Origin of the sequence: Streptomyces sp. NPDC015532 (assembly GCF_043078065.1) — a bacterium.
Classification (GTDB): Bacteria; Actinomycetota; Actinomycetes; order Streptomycetales; family Streptomycetaceae; genus Streptomyces.
Window position 1 is genome coordinate 821,635 of the sequence record NZ_JBIBSY010000001.1, and the last position, 22,678, is coordinate 844,312.

A 22,678-nucleotide genomic window follows, 5' to 3' on the forward strand; every position below is an offset into this window, starting at 1 on the left:
CATCTAGGAGGTGCACATGGGGGACCGGAAACAGGCTCGGGACGCGGAGTTCCGGAGCTTCGTCGTCGGCCGCTGGCCGCGACTGATGCGTACGGCGTTTCTCCTGACTGGGGAGCGGCACGCCGCCGAGGACCTGGTCCAGACGACGCTGGAGCAGGTGTACGTGGCATGGCGCAGGGTCGGCTCGGCCGACGAACCGGACGCGTATGTGCGGCGCGTGATGATCAACGCGCACGCTCGCCGGCACCGCAGGAAGCTCAAGGAGTTCCTCGCGCCGAAGGACGACGCGGGGCTGAGCCGCGAGGTCCCCGACAGCGGTGACCCGATGGCCCGTGCCGACGACCGCGGTGCTCTGGTCACCGCACTGGCCCAACTGCCCCCGCGTCAGCGGCAGGCGGTCGTCCTGCGCTACTGGGAGGACCTGAGCGAGAGCCAGGCCGCCGAGGCGATGGGCTGCTCGGTGGGCGCGGTGAAGAGCAACGCGTCCAAGGGGATCGCGAAACTCCGTGTCCTGCCGGGCCTGGCGGACACGGTGAAGCACGGAGGGCGGACATGATGAGCGCGAACCGGGAGACGGATCACGACATGGCGACGGACGCGGACATCGCCGTCCTGCTGGCCCGGGCGGCGGACGAGGTCGAGATCGGCGCGGCCCCCTGCCAGGCGGTCGTGCGCGGCGGCCGGCGCCGCAGGGCGCGCCGCTGGGCGACGGTGGCGGCGGCGGCCCTGGTCGTCGCCGCGGGTTCCGCGGGGACGCTGGCCCTCGCGGGGGGCACGGGCGGGAACGACGGCGGCAGGCGGGTCGTGCCGGCCGCGTCCGGGCCGTCGACGCCGGAGCGGCGGCATGTGTACGAGCCGCAGGCGACCACCGTGGCGCGCGGGACCGAGCCCGGCAGGGAGTGGAGCGTCGAGGTCGTCGTCTGGGGGGCGCCGAGGAACGAGACGGAGGCGCGGTCCCAGTGGGCCAGCATGAGCGAGGACGCCCTCAAGCCGACGGGCACCCAGGTCGCCTCGGACCTCATCGGCAAGGGCTGGCTGTTCGTCCGCCTCCTCGTGGGGGACGACAGCCCGGAAACGGTGCTCGACGGGCCGGTCGACAAGGGCGACTCGTTGTCGGGCAAGGACATCGAGGCCGCGCTGGTGCCGCTGCGAACCGGCCGGAGCGGTACGGCGGGGGCGCCTGGGTTGCTGGTGATCGGCAAGGTCGCGACGACCGTCCGGGAGGTCACCTGCACCTGGGACGACGGCACGACGATCAAGGCCGGGAAGGCCGCCCCGGGGACCGACCTCGGCTCGTCCTACGAGGATCTGATCCGGCCGGTGGACGGCTCCCGGCCGAACTGGTTCGTGTGCGTGGCGCCGCATGCCGGGCACGTCGGCTCCGGCTCGGCGAAGGTGACGAAGTAGCGAAGGCGGACGAGGAGTGAACCGGCGGGCGGCCCGCTACCGGACCAGGAGCGCGCCACCCGCGTGACCCGGCGGCGGGCGCCCGCATGCTCCGGGCGAACAGGTCTTACGGCCGCCCCTGTTGGCGCGCCACCCGCGTGGCTGATGGCGGGCCCCGGCGCACGCGGGGTGAACAGACCCTGCAGCCGCCCCTGTTGGCGGGCCACCGCGCGACCCGGCGGCGGGCGCCCGCATGCTCCGGGCGAACAGGTCTTACGGCCGCCCCTGTTGGCGGTCACCCGCGTGGCCTGGTGGCGGGCGCCGGCGCACTCCGTGCGAGAAGGCCTCACCGTCAACCCTGTCGGTGGTAACCCGCGTGACGCGGGGCGGTCCCGCGCGCTGCGGGTGAACAAGCCCTACAGCCACCCCTGTTGGCGGGCTTCCCGCATTGCCTCCATGCGGTTGCGGGTGCCTGTCTTGCCGATGGCCGAGGACAGGTAGTTGCGGACGGTCGATTCGGACAGGTGCAGCTTGCCGGCGATGTCGGCGACGGTCGCGCCGTCCACCGAGGCCTTCAGCACGTCGCACTCGCGGGCCGTGAGCGGATTGGGTCCGGCGCTCAGCGCGGCGGCGGCGAGCGCCGGATCGATGACGGTCTCCCCGGTCAGCACCCGGCGGATCGCCTCGGCCAGTTCCTCCACGGGCCCGTCCTTGACCAGGAACCCGGCGGCACCGGCCTCCATGGCCCGCCGCAGATAGCCCGGACGGCCGAACGTGGTGAGGATCAGCACCCGGCAGTCGGGCGCCTGCTCCCGCAGTTCGGCGGCGGCGTCCAGCCCGCTCATCCCCGGCAACTCGATGTCCAGCAGGGCCACATCGGGCCGGCTGGTCAGCACCGTGTCCACGATCTCGTCCCCCGCGGACACCTGCGCGACCACCTCGATGTCCGGCTCCATCCCCAGCAGCAGGGCGAGTGCCCCGCGCATCATCATCTGGTCCTCGGCGAGCAGGACACGGACGGACTTGGCGGGCCGGTGGTCCCGGGGCATCTCGTTCACGCGGCCCAGCGTAAGGCGAGAGGGCCGCCCGGCCGCCCGTTCCGCACGCTCCGGCGGTCTCCGGAAAAATCGTCCTGGTTCCTGTCCGCGCGTCTTGACGGCCCCCGGTCGCGGGCAAATAATCGCCTCGGAATTCAGCACTCCCCTTTGGAATTCCTGAGCCGGGCCGCTTTCCGTAAACGTTCGGAATTTCGACCGGGAATGGGTTCGGTATATCGATCGAACGATGTCCGGTATCTCGAACCGGACACCCGCACTGTCCTACCAGGAACGGAAGTGCACCGTGATGTCATCCCTCCCGCGCTTACAGCGCCTCAGAAACACGGCCCTGGCCGTGCTGTCGGTGATGGCGGCCGTCGTCGCGTTCGCCGTCGGCGCGCCGCAGGCCACCGCCGCGGGGTCGCTCCCCTGCGACATCTACGCCACCGCCGGCACCCCCTGTGTCGCCGCGCACAGCCTCGTCAGGGCGCTCTACTCGTCGTACAACGGCTCGCTCTACCAGGTGCAGCGCGCCTCCGACAGCGCCACCGCGAACATCGGTCTCCTGGCGGCCGGCGGATACGCGAACGCGGCGGCGCAGGACTCCTTCTGCAACGGCACCACCTGTATCATCACCAAGATCTACGACCAGTCCTCGCGCCACAACGACCTCACGATCGAGGGCGCGGGCGGGGCCGGCGCGGCCGATGTCGGGGCGCCCGCGGACGCGCTGCCGGTGACCGCCGGCGGCCACCAGGTCTACGGTCTGGAGATCTCGGCGGGCATGGGCTACCGGGACAACTCCACCTCGGGCGTCGCCGTCAACGGGCAGGCCGAGGGGATGTACATGGTGACCTCCGGTACCCACGTCAACGGCAGTTGCTGTTTCGACTACGGCAACGCCGAGACCAACAACCTGGACACCGGCAACGGCCACATGGACGCGATCAACTTCGGCACCGAGTGCTGGTTCTCGCCCTGCTACGGCCAGGGCCCGTGGGTGCAGGCCGACCTGGAGAACGGGCTGTTCCAGTCCGACGCCGGATACAGCAAGAACACGTCGAACACCGGAACCGGTGCGATGCCCTTCGTGACCGCTTTGCTGAAAAACAACGGTCAGGACCATTTCGCGCTGAAATACGGCAACGCCCAGTCGGGCAGTCTCACGACCACCTATTCCGGGGGTGAACCCACCGCAGGCGGCTACTCGCCCATGCACCAGGAGGGCGCGATCGTCCTGGGCACCGGCGGCGACAACAGCAACGGCTCCATCGGGTCCTTCTTCGAGGGCGTCATGACCTCGGGCATCCCGACGGACGCCGCGGACAACCTGGTGCAGTCGAACATCGTCTCCGTCGGCTACGGCGGCTCGACCGGCATCACGGGCTCTCTGACGGCCGGGTCCGAGATCTCGCTGCGCGCGACCACCGCGTGCTGCACGGCCGACTACATCCGCCACCAGGCCAACGCGGCGGTCGTCTCGGCGGTCACGTCGAGCAGTCCGGCACTCGACAAGAGCGACGCCACCTGGATCGTCCGCCGGGGTCTCGCCGCCGGCTCCTGCTACTCCTTCGAGTCGCGGAACTACCCGGGCGACTTCCTGCGGCACTACAACTACCAGCTCTACCGGCAGCCCATGACCGGCACCCCGCAGTTCCGGCAGGACGCCACGTTCTGCGCCGGGACCGGCAAGAGCGGTACCGGGACCTCGTTCGCGTCGTACAACTACCCGACGCGCTACCTCCGGCACTACAACTACAACGTCTACGTGGCGAGCAACGGCGGCTCGAACGCCTTCGACAGCGCCACCTCGTGGACGGACGACGTGAGCTGGGCCGTCACGGCTCCCTGGGCTCCCTAGCCGCCCGGCCGCGCGGCGGCGGGCCGGCCCGTGAGGGCCCGGCCCACCGCCCCGTCGAGGGCACCGCTCACACCGGGGTCTCCGTCAGATCCGCCGCCTCCACGGGGAGTTCCGCCCTCACCTCGAAGCCGCCGCGTGCGGTCCGCCCCGCCCGCAGGGAGCCGCCGGCCGTCGCGAGGCGTTCGGTGAGGCCCTTGATGCCGGTGCCGCCGACGCCCGGCTCGGGATTTGCCGGGGAGGCGTCGGTGCCGTTGTCCGAGACGGTCAGACGGACGAGGTCCGCGGTGCCGTCCACCGTGATCTCGCAGCGCGTGGCGTCGCTGTGGCGTACGACATTGGTGACGGCCTCGCGCAGCACCCAGCCGAGCAGGGCCTCGGTCTGCGGGACCAGGGGCGGCCCCGACTGCCGGACGACCGGCTCCACCCGCGCCGCGGAAAGCGCCGAGCGGGCACGGTCCAGCTCCGTGGCGAGACTGCCCTCGCGATAGCCGGTGACCGCCTCGCGGATCTCCGTCAGCGCCTGCCTGCCGACCGACTCGATGTCCGTGACCTGGACGAGGGCCGCGTCCAGATCGCGGGGAGCGAGCCGACGCGCGGCCTCCGACTTCACCACGATCACGGAGAGCGTGTGCCCGAGCAGGTCGTGCAGGTCGCGCGAGAAACGCATCCGCTCCTTCTCCACCGCCCGGCGCGCCAACTCCTCCCGGGCCGCGCGCAGTTCACGTACCGCCTCGGAGAGGGACAGGATCGCGGCCGTCACCATCGTGGACAGGAAGGTGCCGTAGGCGACGTTCACCGCGTCCCAGCCCGCCCGGACGACGGAGACCGCCGCGGCGACCGCCGTCAGGGCGAGCCCGATCTTCCCGAGCCAGGGGCCGCGCACCACCGCCCCGGTGGCCAGCCCGAGCAGCGGGAAGAAGTACAGCCAGCTTCCGCCGTACCCGAGGGCCAGCGCGCAGGTGACCACACCCATCAAGGCGAGCGCCACCCGGGTCGAGCGGGCCTCCCGCGTCGTTTTCACGAACGCGCGGAACGTGACGTAGATGTACAGGGAGTTGAAGACGAGCAGGCCCAGGCCGCCGATCCAGGGCTGCGCCGTCCTGCCCTGGAGGAGGTTGGAGAAGGAGCCCAGCCCCAGCAGCAGCCACGGCAGCAGCGCGAAGCCGGTCGGCGGCGGGCCCGGGTTCTCGGGCATCTCGCCCCCGTTCCTGCGCGCGGCCCGCTGCTCGGCCTTGAACCGCTCCATGTCGGCCTTCCAGCGGCTCCGCTCGGCCCGCCACGCGCGGACCTGGCAGCCGATGCTCTTCATCAAGGGCATGTCCAGCTCCCCCTTCAGGCGGTTCGTGCGGATCGACGGTACGAGACCACAGCGTACGAACCGAACACCAGCAGCCAGGCGATCAGCACCGCCACCGCCGTGAGGTCCGGCGCCCGGCCCTCGGTGACCGACACGCCGAGCTGCGCGAAGCGGTTCGTGGGCGTGTACGCCGAGACCGAGCGCAGCCAGCCGGGGAAGAGGGCGAGCGGGAACCACAGGCCGCCGACCACCGCCAGCCCCAGATTGCACACCATGTTCGCGACGCCCGTCGTCTGCGCGGTCATCCGGTACCCGTTGCCGAGGCCCAGCAGGGTGAAGGGGACCGAGCCGAGCCACAGCAGCAGGGCCGTCGCGGCCCACTGCCAGGCGTCCAGCCGTACGCCGTTGACCAGGCCGCCGGCCGCGAGCACCGAGACGATCGCGGGCAGCACGGTCACCGACCCGGTCAGCGCCCGCCCGAGCACCACCTCGCGCGGCGTCATCGGGGTCACCCGGAGCTGCCGCAGCCAGCCGGTCACCTTGTCCTCGGAGACCCCGCCGCCGGTGTTCAGCGCCGAGCCGACCGCCCCGTACGCGGCCATGCCGACCATCGACGCCGTCCTCCACGCGCCGTCGTCGCCACCGCCGAGGTTGGTGAACAGCAGATACATCATCACCGGCATCGCGACGCCGCCGATCACGAAGCCGGTGTCGCGCAGCGTCCGGCGCACTTCGAGCCGCAGATAGTCGAACATCACGCCTTCTCCCGATCGCGCGTGGTGGGTGCGGTGAGGGCCATGAACGCGTCGTCCAGGGACGCGGGGACGACCTCCAGGCCGCGTATCGCCCCCCGCTCGGCCAGCGCGATCACCGTCGCGTCCGAATCGTCCGTGCGCAGCCGGGCCCGCTCCCCGCGCACCTCCACGGCCACCACGCCGGGCAGCAGCGCCAGGCCCTCCGGGCCGAGCCCCGCCAGGTCGAAGGAGACCAGATTGCCGCCGGCCGACCGCCTGAGCTCCTCCCCGGTCCCGTTCGCGACGATCCGCCCCCGGTCCACGACGACGATCCGGTCGGCGTGCGCGTCGGCCTCCTCCAGGTAGTGCGTGGAGAACAGCACGGTGTGGCCGCGCCGGGCGTAGGCCCGCATCGACTCCCAGAACGCGTGCCGTGCCTCCACGTCGAGCGCCGCGGTGGGCTCGTCCAGCACGATCAGCGCGGGGTCGCCGGCGAGCGCCACCGCGAACCGCACCCGCTGCGCCTGCCCTCCGGACAGCCGGTCGACGCGCCGCCCGGCCAGTTCCGTGACGCCCGCGAGCCGCAGCGCCTCGGCCACCGGCAGGGGCGCCGGATAGCGGCCCGCCACGAAGGACACCAGCTCCTGGACGGTGACCCGCGGCACCGGCCGGGCGTCCTGGAGCATCGCGCCGACCCGTCCGGCGCGCACCGACTCCTGCGGGCCGCCGCCGAAGAGCGCCACCGAGCCCTCGTCCGGCTCGTCCAGTCCGAGCAGCAGGGAGATCGCCGTCGACTTGCCCGCGCCGTTGCGGCCCAGCAGCGCCACCGTCTCGCCGCTCGCCACGTCGAGGTCGAGACCGTCCACGGCGCGCACGGCGCCGAACGTCTTGACCGCACCCCTGAAGCGCACCGCCGGTGCCGCCCCCGCCGGCGGCGGTGCCGTCGTCCCCCGCGGCTTTCGCGCCGTCGTCCCCGTCGTCCCCGTCGTCCGTGTCATGAGAACGACGCTAGGGGTCCGGGGCGGTGCCCCGGCAGAGGCACTTGTCGGCGATCGGCCGGGACAAATGTCACGGCCGCCGTCGCGACGCGCTCCCGTGAAAGACCGGTACGGCCACTCGATCTGACATGGCGTCAGTAGTCTTCACAAGTGCTGGACGCTGGGCTATACAAGGGTGCGCCGGACTGGAACGCGTTCTAGAACGAGCGGGTTCCGCGGCCCAGTGTCGACCTCGGTGCGGCCGACGGTGCGGACGGCCGCACCGAGGTCTTTCGCGCAGTCGAGTCAGGAGCCCCATGCCCATTGACGCCGCCAAGGCCGTCGCAGCGGAACCGCGGACCGGCGAGATCGCCTGGAGCCACAAGGACGTCCAGCTCTACCACCTGGGCCTGGGCGCGGGCGTCCCCGCGACCGACCCCGACGAGCTGCGGTACACCCTCGAATCCAGGCTGCACGTCCTGCCGAGCTTCGCCACCGTCGCGGGCGCCGGCTCACCGGGAGTGATCAGCGGGCTCTCGATGCCCGGCGTCGACGTCGACCTCGCCCGCGTCCTGCACGGCGGCCAGAGCGTCCGGGTGCACCGCCCGATCCCCGCCGAGGGCACGGCCACCGCCACCGGACGCATCGCCGCGGTCTACGACAAGGGCACCGCCGCCATCCTCGTCATGCGCACCGAAGTGGCGGACGCCGAGGGCCCGTTGTGGACCAACGACGCCCAGATCTTCGTACGCGGCGAAGGCGGCTGGGGCGGCGACCGCGGACCGGGCACCCGCCTCGAAGCCCCCGTGGGCCCGCCGGAGCGAACCGTGGAACGCCCGATCCGCGAGGACCAGGCCCTGCTCTACCGCCTGTCCGGGGACGGGAACCCGCTGCACGCCGACCCCGAGTTCGCCAAGCTCGCCGGGTTCGACCGGCCCATCCTGCACGGGCTGTGCACATACGGCATGACGCTCAAGGCCGTCGTCGACACCGTGCTCGGCGGCGATGTGACCCGCGTCCGCTCGTACACCACCCGTTTCGCCGGAGTCGTCTTCCCCGGCGAGACCCTGCGCATCCGGATGTGGCGGAGCGAGGGCGGGGTCCGGGTGGCGGTGAGCGCGGTCGAGCGGGACGACGCGCCGGTCCTCGCCGACACCGTCGTCGAACACGTCTGACACTCGTACGAACCGTCCTGAGGGGAGCCGCACCATGCGCGCAGCCGTACTGCACGAGATAGGCCAGGACAAACTCGAGGTCCTCGACGACGTCGAGGCGGTGGGCTTCGGGCCCGGCAAGGTGCGCGTCCGGGTGCGGGCCACGGGACTGTGCCACTCGGACCTGTCCGCGATGAACGGCGTGCTGCCGCAGCCCGCGCCGTTCGTGCCCGGGCACGAGGGCGCCGGCGAGATCACCGAGGTCGGCGAGGGAGTCACCCATGTGAAGCCCGGCGACCGTGTCGTCATCTGCTGGCTTCCCGCCTGCGGCGTCTGTCCGGCCTGCAAGAGGGGCCAGACCGAACTGTGCCTGGCCGGATTCATGAACGCGGGCACTCCCAACTTCCAGCGCCCCGGCGGTGACGTCTTCGGCTTCGCCGGCACCGGCACCTTCGCCGAGGAGGTGGTCGTCGCGGCCGGCTGCGCGGTCCCCATCCCCGACGACGTGCCCTTCGACATCGCCGCCCTGATCGGCTGCGGCGTCACCACCGGACTCGGCGCGGCCCTCAACACCGCCGACGTGGAAGCCGGTTCGTCGGTCGCCGTGATCGGCTGCGGAGGTGTCGGCATCTCCGCGATCCAGGGCGCCCGGCTCATGGGGGCCGCGGAGATCGTCGCCGTCGACCCGGTCGCCTCACGCCGGGAGGCCGCCCTCGGCTTCGGCGCCACCAAGGCCGTCTCGCCCGACGAACTCGCCGACGCCAAACAGTCGGTGACCGAGGGCGAGGGCTTCGACTACGTCTTCGAGGTCGTCGGCAGGTCCGCCACCGCACGCACCGCCTACGACCACACCCGCCGCGGCGGCACCCTCGTCGTCGTCGGCGCCGGCGCCATGGACGACTTCCTCCAGCTCAACATGTTCGAGCTGTTCTTCGACGAGAAGCGCATCCTGCCCTCCATGTACGGCGGCGGGGACGTCCTGCGGTCGTACGAGCGCACCATCGCCCTGTGGCGCGCGGGCCGCATCGACCTCGAAGGGCTGATCACCCACCGGGTGCCGCTGGCCGGGATCAACGAGGCGCTCGACCAGATGCGTTCGGGCACCGCACTCCGGACGTGCATCGAGATCTGACCCGGGCTCCCGCCGGCGCGGACCTCCACCACAACCGCTAAGGACCCTGATGTCACTGCCACTCGAAGGGCTCACCGCGATCGTCACCGGCGCCGGGCGCGGGCTCGGCCGGGCCGAGGCGCTGGAACTCGGACGGCTGGGCGCGGTCGTCGTCGTCAACGACTACGGACAGCCCGGACGGGACGGGTCGGGCGAGGCCTCGGCCACCCCGGCCGAGGAGGTCGCCGCCGAGATCCGTGCGGCGGGCGGCCGGGCTCTGGCCCACACCGGGGACGTCGCCGATCACGAACAGGCCCGCGCACTGGTCGAGTCGGCCGTCGCGGAGTTCGGGAGACTGGACATCCTCGTCAACAACGCGGGCATCCTGCGCGACCGGATGGTCTTCTCGATGACCGAGGACGAGTGGGACTCGGTCATCAGGGTCCACCTCAAAGGCCATTTCAACACCACCCACTTCGCCTCCGCGCACTGGCGGTCCCGTGCCAAGGCGGCCGACGGACCCGTCTACGGACGGATCGTGAACACCTCGTCGGAAGCCTTCCTGGCCGGCTCCGCCGGACAGCCCAACTACGCGGCGGCGAAAGGCGGGATCGTCGGTCTGACCACCTCGACGGCGCTCGCGCTGGCCAAGTACGGCGTCACCGCCAACGTCATCTGCCCGCGCGCCCGCACCCGCATGACGGAGGACGTCTTCGCCGGACTAGGACGGCCCGACGAAGGCCTGGACCCGCTCGCCCCCGAACATGTCGCCCCGCTCGTCGGCTACTTGGCCTCGCCCGCCGCCGGGCACGTCAACGGACAGCTCCTCGTCGTGCACGGCGGAATGGTCGCGGTCGTCGAACGCCCGCGGGTGGCCGCGAAGTTCGACAGCAAACAGGACACGTTCAGTCACGACGAACTCGACGCGCTGCTCACCCCGTACTACGCGCAGCGCCCGAGCGGAGAGACGTTCGCGGCGACGGAGGTGCTGGGGCTCAAGCGGGAGGGTTCTCCCCGCTGAGCGGACGTCCGGCGGTGCGCGACCCGAACGGATACGGCCCCGCTCACCTTGAGGTGCGCGGGGCCGTATCCGGTTTCGGCTTGCCATGAGGTCCGTCGGGCCGTCGTCTGCGTCGGCCGTCGCGCCCCCGGGCGGTCGTGCCGGTCGTCCGTGTCACGTGGGCCGGGCGCTGTGCGCCCGGCCGGTCCCGCGGACCGTCAGGCCGTCGTGGCCGACTGGCCGGACGGCTTGCGGTGGCGGCCTTGAGGGGGCGCCTCGCCGTCGTGGCCGGAGACCGGGCCGCGGTGTCTGCCGTGGCCTTCGGACCGGGCCGACGACGTCTCGTGGACGTCCGTACCCGGTGCTTCCATGGTGCTGAAGTCGTTCATTGAAGTGTTCACCCCGTATGCAAGATCCTTCTTTACAGCCGGGGGAGTCTAACGTGCCGTCATCGCGTGGGAGTCGGAGGGTGACGTTTCTTCGCCCATACTGCCCCTTTTCTCCTCGTCCGTGTGGGCCGGTACACACGGACCCCCGGATTCCGGGGGTGTCCGCGGCAGGGCGGCGAGTGTCCCCGACACGGTGGTGAGCCCCGAGGCCGGCTGGGCGTCGGACCCCGGACGGCCGACCGCCGGCCGCAGGACCACCTGACCCCTGAACGCGCCGACGGCCGGCAGCGCGTCGATGGTCCCCTCTCCGAGAACGGTGCCGCCCGCGGGTGTCGTACCGGCCCGGGTGCCGAGGCTCATGCCGGGCGGAGGCGTCTCGGCGACCTTGGTCCAGAGGCCGGGGTCGGTGGCGGAGCCCCCGGAGACACCGGCAACGCCCGCCCAGGGGTTCGACGGGAGCGGTTCGGCGGTTTCGGCGGAGGGGCCCGCGACGGCCGGGAGCGGTTCGGCGGTCCGGCCGCGGTGACCCGAGACGGGCGGGAGCGGCTCGGCCGGGAGGGGTCCTTCGGCGGACGGGGTCCCGTCGGCACCGGTACGCGCGCCGGTACGCGGGGCGACATCCGCACGGTCACCGGGAGACACGGCAGCACCGGAACCCGGGACGGCACCAGCACCGGAACCAGCGGTGGCATCAGCCTCGGTGCCGGTGTCCGCGGCGGTCCGTGCGGCGGGCCCCCGGCCCGGATCGGTGGCGGGCCCGGCGGCGGCCATGGCGTGGGTGCCGGAACCGGAGCCGGCACCGACTCTCCTGACCGGCGGAAGGGGCTGTGCCGTCTCGACGACGACGGTCATGCCGCCCGGGAGCGTCCCGTCGGCCCTGGTCCTGAGGCCCATGCCGGGTGGGGGCGTCTCGGCGACCTTGGTCCAGAGGTTCGCCTCGGCCGCGGGTGTTCCGGCGGGCGCGGGCCGGCGCTCCGGCGCGGGCGCGGGCGTCAGGAAAACCCTGGTCCAACGGCTCGGCTGGGGCCGGGCGGCCGGCTCCCCGGACGCGGGGGCGGCGCGTCGCACGACCGGCCGGGGCGGTTCGTGCGTCTCGTCGGCGGGCCGCACGACGGGCGGGAGTGTCCCGCCGGGCTCGTGGCCGGGGTCCGGGTCCGCCCGCCACGCTTCGACGGAGGAGGCGGGGGAGGCGGGAGAGGTGGGAGCAGTCCTGGGGGTGAGGCTCGTCACCGTCGACAGCGGCTCCCGGCCCTCGGGCGCGGGGCCCGTACCGGCGGACGACACCCGGGGTCCCTCGACAGGGCGGACCGCTTCGTCCCCGGGGGCGCGGACGGTGCCGCTGCTCAGGGCCAGGTGCACCGGGAGCGCCCGGGGCGGCACGGCTTCCCGGGCCGGGTGCGGCGAACCGTCCGGCCGGCCGCTCCGCAGGGGCGCCTGCTGGAGGGGGACCGGTCGCGGTGCGGGCGGACCAGGGGGAGCCGGAACCCCCGTGTCCGGCTCCCCCGCACCCTCGGGCGCTCCCAGCCGGGCGACACCGCACGGGACGCCACCGGTGGCGTACGGCAGGCGGAGCACCCCCTCCGCGGTCCACACCCCGGTGCCGGCGAACCAGCCCTCCGGCGCCGGGCTGTGGTGGATCCGGCGCTCGGCCGGGCGCCACACACCCACCCAGGTGCCGCCGGGTCCGTCCATGCGCAGGGCGACCGCGCAGGACTCCGGGGTCAGCACCTGGCCCGGCTGGATCGCGAACGGGCTGACCGAACAGCCCGTCGCGGTCAGACAGTCCGGGAAGCGGACGGGAAGGGTGCTGCCGAGCACGCCCCAGCCGAGTCGGTCCCGGCCGGGGGACGGCGCGTCGGACCGGATGAGCAGCAGTCCGCTGTCCGCGTCCGCGAGGAGCAGCCGGTCGTTGCTGTGCTCGGCGATCTGGAGGAGCGGCGACACCTCGCCGCCGCGCTCCAGATCGACGACCACGGTCTTCGTGCGGCCGTTCTGGAGGCGGTCGAGCGCGAGCAGGCGGCCGGTGCCGTCCAGCCACACCCCTCCCGAGCAGTGGCCCGGCACCTCGGCCAGATGCTCCGGGCCGAACGCGCCGCCCGCCACCAGCCACACCGCGGTCGACCCCCGACCCACCGCGAGGGCGTAGGCGCGCTCCCCGTCCGGTGCGGGCGGCAGCAGCCGCAGCACGGTGCCCGCGTCGGGGCACTCCACCGCGCCCAGCGGGAGCTCGCCGGTGCCCGGCCCGGTCGGATACAGCAGGGAGAAGGCGTGGCGCCCGTCGTCGACCCGATGGATCAGCACCCTGCCGTCGGTCAGCGGCAGCACCTCGGTGCCCGGCTCCTCGGGCTGCGGACCGGGCAGCGGTACGGCGTACGGCTCGGGTCCGTCCAGCGTCCAGCGCTCCGGGTACCAGGACTCGCCGTCGCGGGCGAGCCGTGCTCCGTAGGTGCCGTCGGCGGTGATGACACAGACGGGGGGAGCGGCCCACCGGCCCGCGGCGTCACCGTACTCGCCGCCGTCCGCGCGCTCGCTCCGCACCATGGGTTCTCTCGCACCGGCCGTCATCGTTCGGTCACCTCCGGCGACGAAGGTAGTTTTCGTACGCACAGGCGGGGGAGCGACGGGCTGTTGCTTCACACATAAGGGTGGCCCTGTCGGGATTCGCCTGAGGGAACGGGGCGGATGTGCTGAACGATGGTGGGGAGAGGTGCGCCGGGACTGGCCGGATCGGCGTCCGTCCGGCCGCCCCGGCACGGGCCCCGCGCGTCCGCCGCCCGCTCCGGCACGGGCCCGTGGCCCACGACCGGTCGGACAGGGACGTAAGCCAGGTAGCCTTTTCCCCGTGCCCCGTCTGTCTGAAGTCATCGCCGCGCTCGACGCCCTCTGGCCGCCGGAGCGGGCCGAGGGGTGGGACGCGGTCGGCACCGTCTGCGGCGACCCCGACCAGGACGTCACGCGCGTCCTGTTCGCCGTCGACCCGGTCCAGGACATCGTCGACGAGGCGGTGAAGCTGGAGGCCGGCCTGCTCGTCACCCACCACCCGCTCTACCTGCGCGGTACGACGACGGTGGCGGCCGACACCTTCAAGGGCCGGGTCGTGCACACGCTGATCAAGAACGACATCGCGCTGCACGTCGCCCACACCAACGCCGACCGCGCCGACCCGGGAGTCAGCGACGCGCTGGCCGGGGCGCTGGACCTGCGGGTCGTACGGCCCCTCGTGCCGGACGCGACCGACCCCGAGGGACGCCGTGGCCTCGGCCGCGTCTGCGAGCTGGACCACCCGCTGACCGTGCGCGAACTCGCCGCCCGGGCCGCCGAGCGGCTGCCCGCCACCGTGCAGGGCATCCGCGTCGCGGGCGACCCCGACGCGCTGGTGCGGACCGTCGCGGTCAGCGGCGGCTCCGGGGACAGCCTCTTCGACGACGTGCGCGCCGCCGGCGTGGACGCGTTCCTCACCGCGGACCTGCGGCACCACCCGGTGTCCGAGGCCCGCGCCCACAGTCCTCTCGCGCTGCTCGACGCGGCGCACTGGGCCACCGAGTGGCCCTGGTGCGAGCTGGCCGCCGCCCAGCTCGACGAGATCTCCGACCGGAAGGGATGGGGACTGCGCGTCCACGTCTCCCGGACGGTCACCGACCCCTGGACCGCCCACGCGGCCTCACCCACCGACACATCAGGAGCCCCCAACTGAACGCCGCGCCCGCCGACCAGATCCGACTTCTCGACGTCCAGGCACTCGACGCCCGTCTTCAGCAGCTCGCGCACAAGCGCAGGTCGCTGCCCGAGCACGCCGAGATCGAGTCGCTGAACAAGGACCTCACCCAGCTGCGCGACCTGTTCGTCGCCGCGCAGACCGAGGAGAGCGACTGCGCCCGCGAGCAGACCAAGGCCGAGCAGGACGTCGACCAGGTGCGTCAGCGCGCCGTCCGCGACCAGCAGCGCCTCGACTCGGGTGCCGTCACCTCCCCCAAGGACCTGGAGAACCTCCAGCGCGAGATCGTCTCCCTCGCCAAGCGCCAGGGCGACCTGGAGGACGTCGTCCTGGAGGTCATGGAGCGCCGCGAGTCCGCCCAGGAGCGGGTCGCCGAGCTGACCGAGCGGGTCTCCTCCGTCCAGGCGAAGATCGACGACGCGACCGCGCGCCGGGACGCCGCCTTCGAGCAGTTCGACAGCGAGACGGCCTCGGTCACCAAGGAGCGTGAGGTCATCTCGGCCTCGGTGCCCGCCGATCTCCTCAAGCTGTACACCAAGCTGCGAGACCAGCAGGGTGGCGTCGGCGCCGCCCGGCTCTACCAGCGCCGCTGCGAGGGCTGCCGCCTGGAGCTCAACATCACCGAGGTGAACGACGTGAAGGCGGCCTCCCCCGACACCGTGCTGCGCTGCGAGAACTGCCACCGCATCCTCGTGCGTACGTCCGAGTCCGGCCTGTAGGGAGTCCGGTTCGTGCGGGAGTTCATCGTCGAGGCCGACGGAGGTTCCCGGGGCAACCCGGGGCCCGCGGGCTACGGCTCCGTGGTCATCGACGCGGCCACCGGGGAGACGCTGGCGGAGCGCGCCGAGTACATCGGCGTCGCCACCAACAACGTCGCCGAGTACCGGGGCCTGGTCGCCGGTCTGGAGGCGGCCCGTGACCTCGACGCGGGCGCGCGGGTCAGGGTCCGGATGGACTCCAAGCTCGTCGTGGAGCAGATGTCCGGGCGCTGGAAGATCAAGCACCCGGACATGAAGCCCCTGGCGGCGCGGGCGGCCCGGGTTCTCCCGGCCTCCCAGGTCACGTACGAGTGGATGCCGCGCGAGCGGAACAAGCACGCGGACCGGCTGGCCAACGAGGCGATGGACGCCGGCAAGCGCGGCGAGGCCTGGTCGCCCTCGGCGTCGACGGCCGAGCTGAACGCGCGGGCGACGCGGTCCGCGGCACCCGAGCCGACGGGCCCGCCCGGCGACGCGACGGCAGGCGCGGCAAAGGCCCGCGCGGCCCTGGCAGAAACCCGCGCCACCGAGAGCCCCGGCGAACCGGCGGTTCCGTACGTGCCCCGTAAGGGGCGCGGGGAACTGCGCGCTCAGCCAACATCGACCGGCAGTCGGCCGACGGCCACGGGCGGCACCCCGTCCCCCGGCGGCGAAGCCGCGATCCCGGCGGTGGGGGCAGAGCCCCGCGAGGGGTGCGGGGAACGGCGCGATCAGCCCCCGGCGGGCGGCACCCGGCCGGCGGCCACGGGCGGCACCCCGTCCCCCGGCGGCGAAGCCGGCAAGGCGGCCGCGGGGCCGGGAGACGCCGGCCGAGCCGAGAGGGCGGGCGACGACCAGCGGGCCGCGAGAAACGTGGCCGCCACCCCGACCACCACGCCCGCCGCAGGCTGGAGCGCATCCCCGGACATGGGCGCCCCCGCCACCTTCGTCCTGCTGCGGCACGGCGAGACCCCGCTGACCCCGCAGAAGCGGTTCTCGGGCAGCGGCGGCAGCGACCCGTCGCTGTCCGACGTGGGAAGGGAACAGGCCCAGCGCGTGGCCGCGGCGCTGGCGGCGCGCGGCACCATCCAGGCGATCGTGGCCTCCCCGCTGGCGCGGACCCGTGAGACCGCGGGTGCCGTCGCCGCCCGGCTCGGCCTCGACGTCGTCATCGAGGACGGTCTGCGCGAGACGGACTTCGGCGCCTGGGAGGGACTGACCTTCGGCGAGGTGCGCGAACGCCACCCGGAGGACCTGAACACCTGGCTCGCCTCACCGGAGGCCGAACCGACCGGCGGCGGCGAGAGCTTCGCCGCGACGGCGCACCGCATGGCGGCCACCCGCGACAAGCTGATCACCGCCTACGCCGGCCGCACGGTCCTGCTCGTCACGCACGTCACCCCGATCAAGACGCTCGTACGACTGGCCCTCGGCGCCCCGCCGGAGTCCCTGTTCCGGATGGAACTGTCGGCGGCGTCGCTCTCGGCGGTCGCGTACTACGGGGACGGCAACGCGAGCGTCCGGCTGTTCAACGACACCTCGCATCTGCGCTGACGCCGACCGCGCCGACCCCGACCGCGCCGATCCTGGCGGCGTCGGCCTCATCCCCGCCGGGCGGCTCGGTCGCGGAGGATCCCGGCGGTCTCCGGGTCCGCCGGGAGGAACGCCTCCAGATGGAGTTCGGCGAGCGTGACGTCCACCGCGGTCGCGAACGACGTCAGCGTGGTGAGCAGCCTCAACTCGCCTTCCGGGCACCGCAGTCGCAGCGGCACGGCGAAGCCGAGGTAGTCCGCGCCGGGCTCGCTCGCCGGCACGTGCGCCGCCAACTCCTCCACCAGCGCGTCGAGACGGGGGTCGGGGCTGCGCAGGGCGCGGGCCCGCAGGTTCTCCACGATGTGCCGGCCCCAGGCGTCGAGGTTCACCACCCGTGACGCCATCCCGCGCGGATGCAGCGCCAGCCGCAGGACGTTCACCGGCGGTTGCAGCAGCTCGGGAGCGACTCCTTCGGTCAGGACGTCGAACGCCGCGTTGGCGGCGACGAGTTCACCGCGCGGCCCCGCCACCACCGCCGGATACGGCAGATGCCCTTCGAGGATGCCGTCCAGCGCCTCGCGTACGGGCTTCAGCGCGGTCGCGTCGAGCGTCGACTCGGGGAACGCGGGAGCGTAACCGGCCGCCAGCAACAGCGCGTTGCGCTCCCGCAGGGTCAGGTCCAGCGACTCGGCGAGCCTGATCACGATCTCTCTGCCCGGGACCGAACGCCCCCGCTCGATGAAACTGACGTACCGCTGGGTCGTCCCCGCACGGGAGGCGAGCTCCAGCTGGCTCACCCGGCGGGCGTGCCGCCAGCGCAGCAGCTCCCGGGCGAAGGGAGGAGGCTCGGTGGAGATACCGCTCGTCATGCGGTCAGTTGTACGTCACGCCCACGGCAGCGGCACGGCGGCACTCGTCATACCTCGCCGGGAATTGAGCGGGGCACGGGGGCGCACCAGCATGGACGCGACCACTCGGGAGCCCACTTTGGGAGCGGACATGCGCGCCTACCACCTCGAAACGCCCGGCACCGTCGACGGGATCGTGCCGCGTGAGTCGGCCCGCCCGGAGCCGGGGCCCCGCGAGATCCTCGTCCGCGTCCGTGCCGCCTCCCTCAACAAGCGTGACCTGCTGATCCTGAGGGGGACCTATCCCCTGAAGGCCGTGCCGGACGTGATCCCGCTGAGCGACGGAGCGGGGGAGGTCGTCGCGGTGGGGCCGGAGGTGACCCGGTTCGGGGTGGGCGACCGGGTGGCCGGCACGTACTTCCCGAACTGGCTGGACGGCCGGATCACCCCGGACCGCTTCGACCAGCCCGGCGCCACCCTCGACGGCATGCTGACCGAGTACGCCTGCCTGGGCCAGGAGGCCGCCGTGCGCGTTCCCGGCCATCTGACCTGGGAGGAGGCGGCCTGTCTGCCCTGTGCCGGGGTGACCGCCTGGCACTGTCTGACCGGGGGCGAGCCGCTCGCCCCCGGCCAGACCGTGCTCACCCTCGGCACCGGGGCGCTGTCCCTCTTCGCCGTGCGGTTCGCCAAGATGCTGGGCGCCGAGGTCATCGCGACGACATCGAGCGAGGCCAAGGCGGACCGCCTCAAGGCCCTCGGTGCGGACCACGTCATCGACTATGCCGAGAACCCCGAATGGGCGCGCGCCGTCAGGGAGTTGACCGGAGGTCGCGGCGCCGACCTCGTCGTGGAGACCAACGGGCCCGACACCATCGAGCAGTCGGTGCGTGCCGCCGCGCTCTACGGCCAGATCGTGCTCCTGATCACAGGGAACGAGCGCAGGTCCGGAATCGCGATCTCCAGCGCGGCGTACGCGGCGAGTCTGGCCACGATCCGCCGGGTCTTCGTGGGCAGCCGAGCGCACTTCGAGTCCATGAACAGGGCCCTGGAACTGCACGGGACCCGCCCGGTCGTGGACCGGGTCCTCGGCTTCGACGAGGTGCGGGAGGCGTTCCGGTACTACGAGAGCGGCGCGGCCTTCGGGAAGGTGGTCATCCGGGTGAGCTGAGCGGGGGCGAGGCCGTCCGAGGCGAGCCGGGGCGAGGCCGTGCGAGCCGAGCCGGGGCGGGCCTGTGTGAGCCGAGCGGGGACGGGACGGGACGGGGCGTGACTATCGGCGCAGTGCCGACGCCGCCCGCGCCAGGTCCTCCACCCGGTGCCAGTCCCGCGCGGCGACCGCGTCGGCCGGGAGCATCCAACTGCCTCCCACGCAGCCCACGTTGGGGAGCGCGAGGTAGTCGGGCGCGCACTCGGGGCCGATGCCTCCCGTCGGGCAGAAGCGTGCCTGGGGGAGCGGCCCCGCCAGCGACTTCAGGTAGGCCGTACCGCCCGCCGCCTGCGCGGGGAAGAACTTCATCTCGCGCACCCCGCGCTCCAGGAGCGCCACCACCTCGGAGGTCGTGGACACCCCCGGCAGGAACGGCACCCCGGAGGCCTTCATCGCGTCCAGCAGTCCGTCCGTCCAGCCGGGGCTGACCAGGAAACGGGCGCCCGCCGCCACCGCCCCGGCCACGTGCTCCGGCGTCAGGACCGTGCCCGCGCCCACCACCGCGTCCGGCACCTCGGCCGCGATGGCCCGGATCGCGTCGAGTGCCGCCGGGGTCCGCAGGGTCACCTCGATCGCGGGCAGCCCGCCCGCGACGAGGGCCCGCGCCAGCGGCACCGCGTCGGAGACGTCCGCGACCACGACGACGGGGACGACGGGCGCGAGATCCAGGACGGAGGCATGCGGAGACGGGGAGGACGACGAGGTCATGCCCTCATCCTGCCCGGGGTGCGCATCATGCGCAAAGGTCATTGCACATGTTGCAACGCCCGTGAAATGGCGGCTACCGGACGGCCACCGGACGGCCACCGCGCGCCGGGCAGCCATTCGGCGCCCGTCCGTCACCGGACGTCGGCTCAGTGGATCTCCCGCACCACCACGTCGAGCGCCCACGGCCTGCCCGCCCGGTCCGGGGCTTCCGCCTCCACCGTGTATCCGAGATCCCGCAGCGCCTCCACCAGCTCCGCCGGGTTCTTCGGCGCGGCGTTCGCGGTGAGCAGGCCGCGGACGATCCGGCCCTTGGTCGCCTTGTTGAAGTGGCTGACGACGGAACGCTTCTCGACCCCGTTCACCAGCTGCGCGTGCAGCACCCGTACGGTCGCCGTCCGCCCCGCCACCTCGCCCTTGGGCTTCCACGCCGCGGTGTACGCCGAGGACCGCAGGTCCAGCACCAGCCCGTCGCCAGCGGCTTCGGGGAGCGCGGCGTCCATCGGCGTACGCCAGTGAGCGCCCAGTGCTCCGAGGCCCGGCATCCTCACACCCATCGAGCAGCGGTACGAGGGGATCCGGTCGGTCACCCGCACCGCGCCCCACAGTCCGGAGAAGACGAGCAGCGAACGGCTCGCGCGCCGCTTGGCCGCGGTGTCCAGCGAGGCCAGGTCCAGGGCGTCGTACAGGACCCCCGTGTAGATCTCCCCGGCCGGGCGCGTGCCCGCGGTCCTCAGTTCCGTGTTCTTCGCGATCTCGCCCCGCAGGCCCTCGCTCAGCCCGAGCACCTCGCGGGCCTTCTCCTCGTCGGCCACGCACAGCTCGACCAGCTCGTCGAGGACCGCCTGACGGGCCTCCGCGAGACCGGGCAGGGACAACGACTCCGGCTTGAGCGCGGATCCCCGGCCGGAGGGTGCCTTGCCCTCGGAGGGCGGCAGCAGCACGAGCACGGTTGGTTCTCCTCACGGTGGATACGGACCGCCGCCAGCCTACGACGCACACCCGACCCACCACCCCGCCCGCCCCCGGCACACCCCCGGGCTACGGGCCCCCCGGGCCACGGGCCCGTAGCCCGGGCGACGGGCCCCCGGGCGACGGGCCCCCGGGCGACGGGCCCTGCCGGGCCACAGGCCCTGCCGGGCCCGCCGGGCCACGGGCCTTGCGGGGCCTTTGGGCAATGGGCCTTGCGGGGCCACCGGACCACGGGCCTGCGGGGCCACCGGGCCTTGCCGGGCCACCGGGTCACTGGGCCACGGGCCCTGCCGGGTCACTGGGCCACGGGCCCTGCCGGGTCACTGGGCCACGGGCCCTGCCGGGTCACTGGGCCACGGGCCCTGCCTGGCCACCGGGCCACCGGCCCCCGCCCTGCGCCCGGCACCTGGAAACGGCCCCCGGCGCAGGCGGGCGTGAACCGGTTCCCCTCGCCCGGAGGGCGCCCCGCTCCGCGTGCTCAACCGTCGGCCCCGGCCTACGCTCGACCCATGCCCCGCCGTCACGTCCGTGTCACCGGTGCCCCGCATGCTCCGCTGCGAGCCGCTCTCCGCGCGCTGCGGACCGAGCTCGGCGTCCCCGGGAGCTTCCCGGCCGACGTCCTCGCCGAGGCCGGGCGCCCCGCCCGCCTGCCCGCGTACGACGCGACGGACATCCCCCTGTTCACCATCGACCCGCCGACGTCAGAGGACCTCGACCAGGCGATGCACCTGTCACGCCGCGAGCGGGGCGGCTACCGCGTCCAGTACGCCATCGCCGACGTCGCCGCCTTCGTGGCACCCGGCGGAGCCCTGGACGCCGAGGCGCACCGGCGCGTGATGACGCTCTACTTCCCCGACGGCAAGGTCCCCCTCCACCCGCCCGCGCTTTCCGAGGGCGTCGCGAGCCTGCTCCCGGGCCAGACCTGCCCGGCCGTCCTGTGGACGATCGACCTCGGTCCGGACGGCCGCACCGAGGTCACCGACGTCCGCCGCGCCCTGGTCCGCAGCCGCGCCAAACTGGACTACGCGACCGCGCAGCGCCGGATCGACGACGGAACCGCGGAGGAATCGCTCGCGCTGCTCAAGGAGGTCGGCACCCTGCGCGAGGCCCTGGAGGCCGAGCGGGGCGGCATCTCGCTCAACGTGCCCGAGCAGGAGATCGCCGAGAAGGACGGGACGTACGAACTCGTCTACCGGGCCCCGCTGCCCGCCGACGGCTGGAACGCGCAGATCTCCCTGCTCACCGGTATGGCGGCGGCCGAGCTGATGCTCGACCACGGCACGGGAGTGCTGCGGACACTGCCCCCGGCGCCGGACGGGGCGGTCGGACGGCTGCGCCGCACCGCTCTGGCCCTGCGCATCGACTGGCCGCACCACGTCTCGTACGCGCAGCTCGTCCGCTCCCTCGACCCGCACCGGCCGCACCACGCCGCCTTCCTTCAGGAGTGCACGACCCTGCTGCGCGGCGCCGGATACACCGTCTTCCGGGACGGGGTGCTGCCCGAGGTCACCGCGCACGCCGCCGTCGCCGCGCCCTACGCCCACTGCACGGCCCCGCTCCGCCGGCTCGTCGACCGCTACGCCTCGGAGATCTGCCTCGCGGCCGCCGCCGGTCTGCCGACTCCCGAGTGGGTCCTCGCGGCCCTCGACGCCCTGCCCAAGGAGATGGCCGAGGGCAGCAGGCGGGCCGGCACCGTCGAGCGCGAGTGCGTCGACATCGTGGAGGCCGCACTCCTCAAGGACCGCGTCGGCGAGGTCTTCGAGGCCTGCGTGGTGGACGTACAGGAACACGACCCCACCGTCGGGACCGTGCAGCTGGAGTCCCCGGCGGTGTTCGCCCGGATCTCGGGCGGGACGACCGAACTGCCCCTGGGCGAACACCTGCGGGCCCGGCTCACCCGGGCGGACCCCGGAACCGCGAAGGCGCAGTTCGAACCCGCCTGATCCGGCGACGGCCCCCGGCATGGAAACGGGGGCCGCGGATGTTGCCCCGTAGAGCGGACGCGGACGCGTCCG

19 protein-coding genes and 1 pseudogene are annotated in these 22,678 nt (G+C 73.3%); 11 read left to right on the plus strand and 9 right to left on the minus strand.

Features of this window, described 5'->3' with window-relative positions; translation table 11 throughout:
• The first annotated feature begins 16 nt into the window (after positions 1-16).
• The gene (locus tag ACF07B_RS03460) at positions 17-556 is read left to right on the plus strand and encodes a SigE family RNA polymerase sigma factor (protein WP_369485269.1); all 540 of its coding nucleotides are present in this window, start codon (positions 17-19) and stop codon (positions 554-556) included.
• Positions 553-1,407, plus strand: a complete 855-nt coding sequence (locus ACF07B_RS03465; protein ID WP_392177588.1) for a hypothetical protein — start codon at positions 553-555, stop codon at positions 1,405-1,407. Before ACF07B_RS03460 ends, ACF07B_RS03465 begins: the two co-directional genes overlap by 4 nt.
• Before the next feature lie 395 nt (positions 1,408-1,802).
• Here ACF07B_RS03465 and ACF07B_RS03470 read toward each other — a convergent pair whose 3' ends face one another.
• Positions 1,803-2,435 (minus strand): response regulator transcription factor, encoded by a 633-nt coding sequence (locus ACF07B_RS03470; RefSeq protein WP_362399165.1) that lies wholly within the window; start codon positions 2,433-2,435, stop codon positions 1,803-1,805.
• A 295-nt stretch (positions 2,436-2,730) separates the two neighbouring features.
• Between ACF07B_RS03470 and ACF07B_RS03475 the strand changes: the two genes are divergently transcribed.
• On the plus strand, positions 2,731-4,284 hold the full coding sequence (locus tag ACF07B_RS03475) for an alpha-L-arabinofuranosidase B (RefSeq protein ID WP_392177953.1): 1,554 nt from the start codon (positions 2,731-2,733) through the stop codon (positions 4,282-4,284).
• Positions 4,285-4,351: 67 nt separating this feature from the next.
• On the opposite strand, the gene ACF07B_RS03480 is transcribed toward ACF07B_RS03475, so the two are convergent.
• From ACF07B_RS03480 to ACF07B_RS03490, 3 genes are read right to left on the minus strand one after another with little or no spacing between them, the layout of a single operon-like run.
• On the minus strand, positions 4,352-5,602 hold the full coding sequence (locus ACF07B_RS03480; RefSeq protein ID WP_392177589.1) for a sensor histidine kinase: 1,251 nt from the start codon (positions 5,600-5,602) through the stop codon (positions 4,352-4,354).
• A 14-nt stretch (positions 5,603-5,616) separates the two neighbouring features.
• Positions 5,617-6,336: an ABC transporter permease gene (locus ACF07B_RS03485; protein ID WP_369486094.1), complete on the minus strand. Its 720-nt coding sequence runs from the start codon at positions 6,334-6,336 to the stop codon at positions 5,617-5,619.
• The gene (locus ACF07B_RS03490; protein ID WP_392177954.1) at positions 6,336-7,226 is read right to left on the minus strand and encodes an ATP-binding cassette domain-containing protein; all 891 of its coding nucleotides are present in this window, start codon (positions 7,224-7,226) and stop codon (positions 6,336-6,338) included. Before ACF07B_RS03490 ends, ACF07B_RS03485 begins: the two co-directional genes overlap by 1 nt.
• 383 nt (positions 7,227-7,609) lie before the next feature.
• Between ACF07B_RS03490 and ACF07B_RS03495 the strand changes: the two genes are divergently transcribed.
• From ACF07B_RS03495 to ACF07B_RS03505, 3 genes are read left to right on the plus strand one after another with little or no spacing between them, the layout of a single operon-like run.
• On the plus strand, positions 7,610-8,467 hold the full coding sequence (locus ACF07B_RS03495; RefSeq protein WP_369486095.1) for a MaoC/PaaZ C-terminal domain-containing protein: 858 nt from the start codon (positions 7,610-7,612) through the stop codon (positions 8,465-8,467).
• Between the two features lie 34 nt (positions 8,468-8,501).
• Positions 8,502-9,578, plus strand: a complete 1,077-nt coding sequence (locus tag ACF07B_RS03500; protein ID WP_392177590.1) for a Zn-dependent alcohol dehydrogenase — start codon at positions 8,502-8,504, stop codon at positions 9,576-9,578.
• 49 nt (positions 9,579-9,627) lie between these two features.
• A complete protein-coding gene (locus ACF07B_RS03505) occupies positions 9,628-10,578 on the plus strand; it encodes a 3-oxoacyl-ACP reductase (protein ID WP_392177591.1) in 951 nt (316 codons plus the stop codon).
• Between the two features lie 197 nt (positions 10,579-10,775).
• On the opposite strand, the gene ACF07B_RS03510 is transcribed toward ACF07B_RS03505, so the two are convergent.
• Together ACF07B_RS03510 and ACF07B_RS03515 are read right to left on the minus strand one after the other, a co-directional pair.
• On the minus strand, positions 10,776-10,958 hold the full coding sequence (locus tag ACF07B_RS03510; protein WP_392177592.1) for a hypothetical protein: 183 nt from the start codon (positions 10,956-10,958) through the stop codon (positions 10,776-10,778).
• A gap of 1,413 nt (positions 10,959-12,371) precedes the next feature.
• Positions 12,372-13,511: pseudogene (locus ACF07B_RS03515) on the minus strand (hypothetical protein); the annotation flags it as partial.
• A gap of 277 nt (positions 13,512-13,788) precedes the next feature.
• Between ACF07B_RS03515 and ACF07B_RS03520 the strand changes: the two are divergent.
• The 3 genes from ACF07B_RS03520 to ACF07B_RS03530 are packed head-to-tail and all read left to right on the plus strand — an operon-like array spanning position 13,789 to position 16,952.
• Positions 13,789-14,640, plus strand: a complete 852-nt coding sequence (locus ACF07B_RS03520) for a Nif3-like dinuclear metal center hexameric protein (RefSeq protein ID WP_384233856.1) — start codon at positions 13,789-13,791, stop codon at positions 14,638-14,640.
• Entirely contained in the window at positions 14,637-15,380 is a 744-nt protein-coding gene (locus tag ACF07B_RS03525) for a zinc ribbon domain-containing protein (protein ID WP_384233892.1), read from the plus strand. Before ACF07B_RS03520 ends, ACF07B_RS03525 begins: the two co-directional genes overlap by 4 nt.
• A 12-nt stretch (positions 15,381-15,392) precedes the next feature.
• On the plus strand, positions 15,393-16,952 hold the full coding sequence (locus ACF07B_RS03530; protein ID WP_392177593.1) for a bifunctional RNase H/acid phosphatase: 1,560 nt from the start codon (positions 15,393-15,395) through the stop codon (positions 16,950-16,952).
• A gap of 47 nt (positions 16,953-16,999) precedes the next feature.
• Here the strand turns inward: ACF07B_RS03530 and ACF07B_RS03535 are convergent, their stop codons facing one another.
• Positions 17,000-17,800, minus strand: a complete 801-nt coding sequence (locus tag ACF07B_RS03535) for a helix-turn-helix domain-containing protein (protein ID WP_392177594.1) — start codon at positions 17,798-17,800, stop codon at positions 17,000-17,002.
• A gap of 130 nt (positions 17,801-17,930) precedes the next feature.
• Here ACF07B_RS03535 and ACF07B_RS03540 point away from each other — a divergent pair, with 130 nt between their 5' ends.
• Complete coding sequence (locus ACF07B_RS03540) at positions 17,931-18,947, plus strand: NAD(P)-dependent alcohol dehydrogenase (protein ID WP_392177595.1); 1,017 nt, start codon at positions 17,931-17,933, stop codon at positions 18,945-18,947.
• Between the two features lie 102 nt (positions 18,948-19,049).
• Here the strand turns inward: ACF07B_RS03540 and eda are convergent, their stop codons facing one another.
• Together eda and yaaA are read right to left on the minus strand one after the other, a co-directional pair.
• Positions 19,050-19,694: a bifunctional 4-hydroxy-2-oxoglutarate aldolase/2-dehydro-3-deoxy-phosphogluconate aldolase gene (gene eda / locus ACF07B_RS03545; RefSeq protein ID WP_392177596.1), complete on the minus strand. Its 645-nt coding sequence runs from the start codon at positions 19,692-19,694 to the stop codon at positions 19,050-19,052.
• Between the two features lie 146 nt (positions 19,695-19,840).
• Positions 19,841-20,641: a peroxide stress protein YaaA gene (yaaA, locus tag ACF07B_RS03550; RefSeq protein WP_392177597.1), complete on the minus strand. Its 801-nt coding sequence runs from the start codon at positions 20,639-20,641 to the stop codon at positions 19,841-19,843.
• Positions 20,642-21,172: 531 nt separating this feature from the next.
• Between yaaA and ACF07B_RS03555 the strand changes: the two genes are divergently transcribed.
• Complete coding sequence (locus ACF07B_RS03555) at positions 21,173-22,606, plus strand: RNB domain-containing ribonuclease (RefSeq protein ID WP_392177598.1); 1,434 nt, start codon at positions 21,173-21,175, stop codon at positions 22,604-22,606.
• The last annotated feature ends 72 nt before the right edge of the window (positions 22,607-22,678 follow it).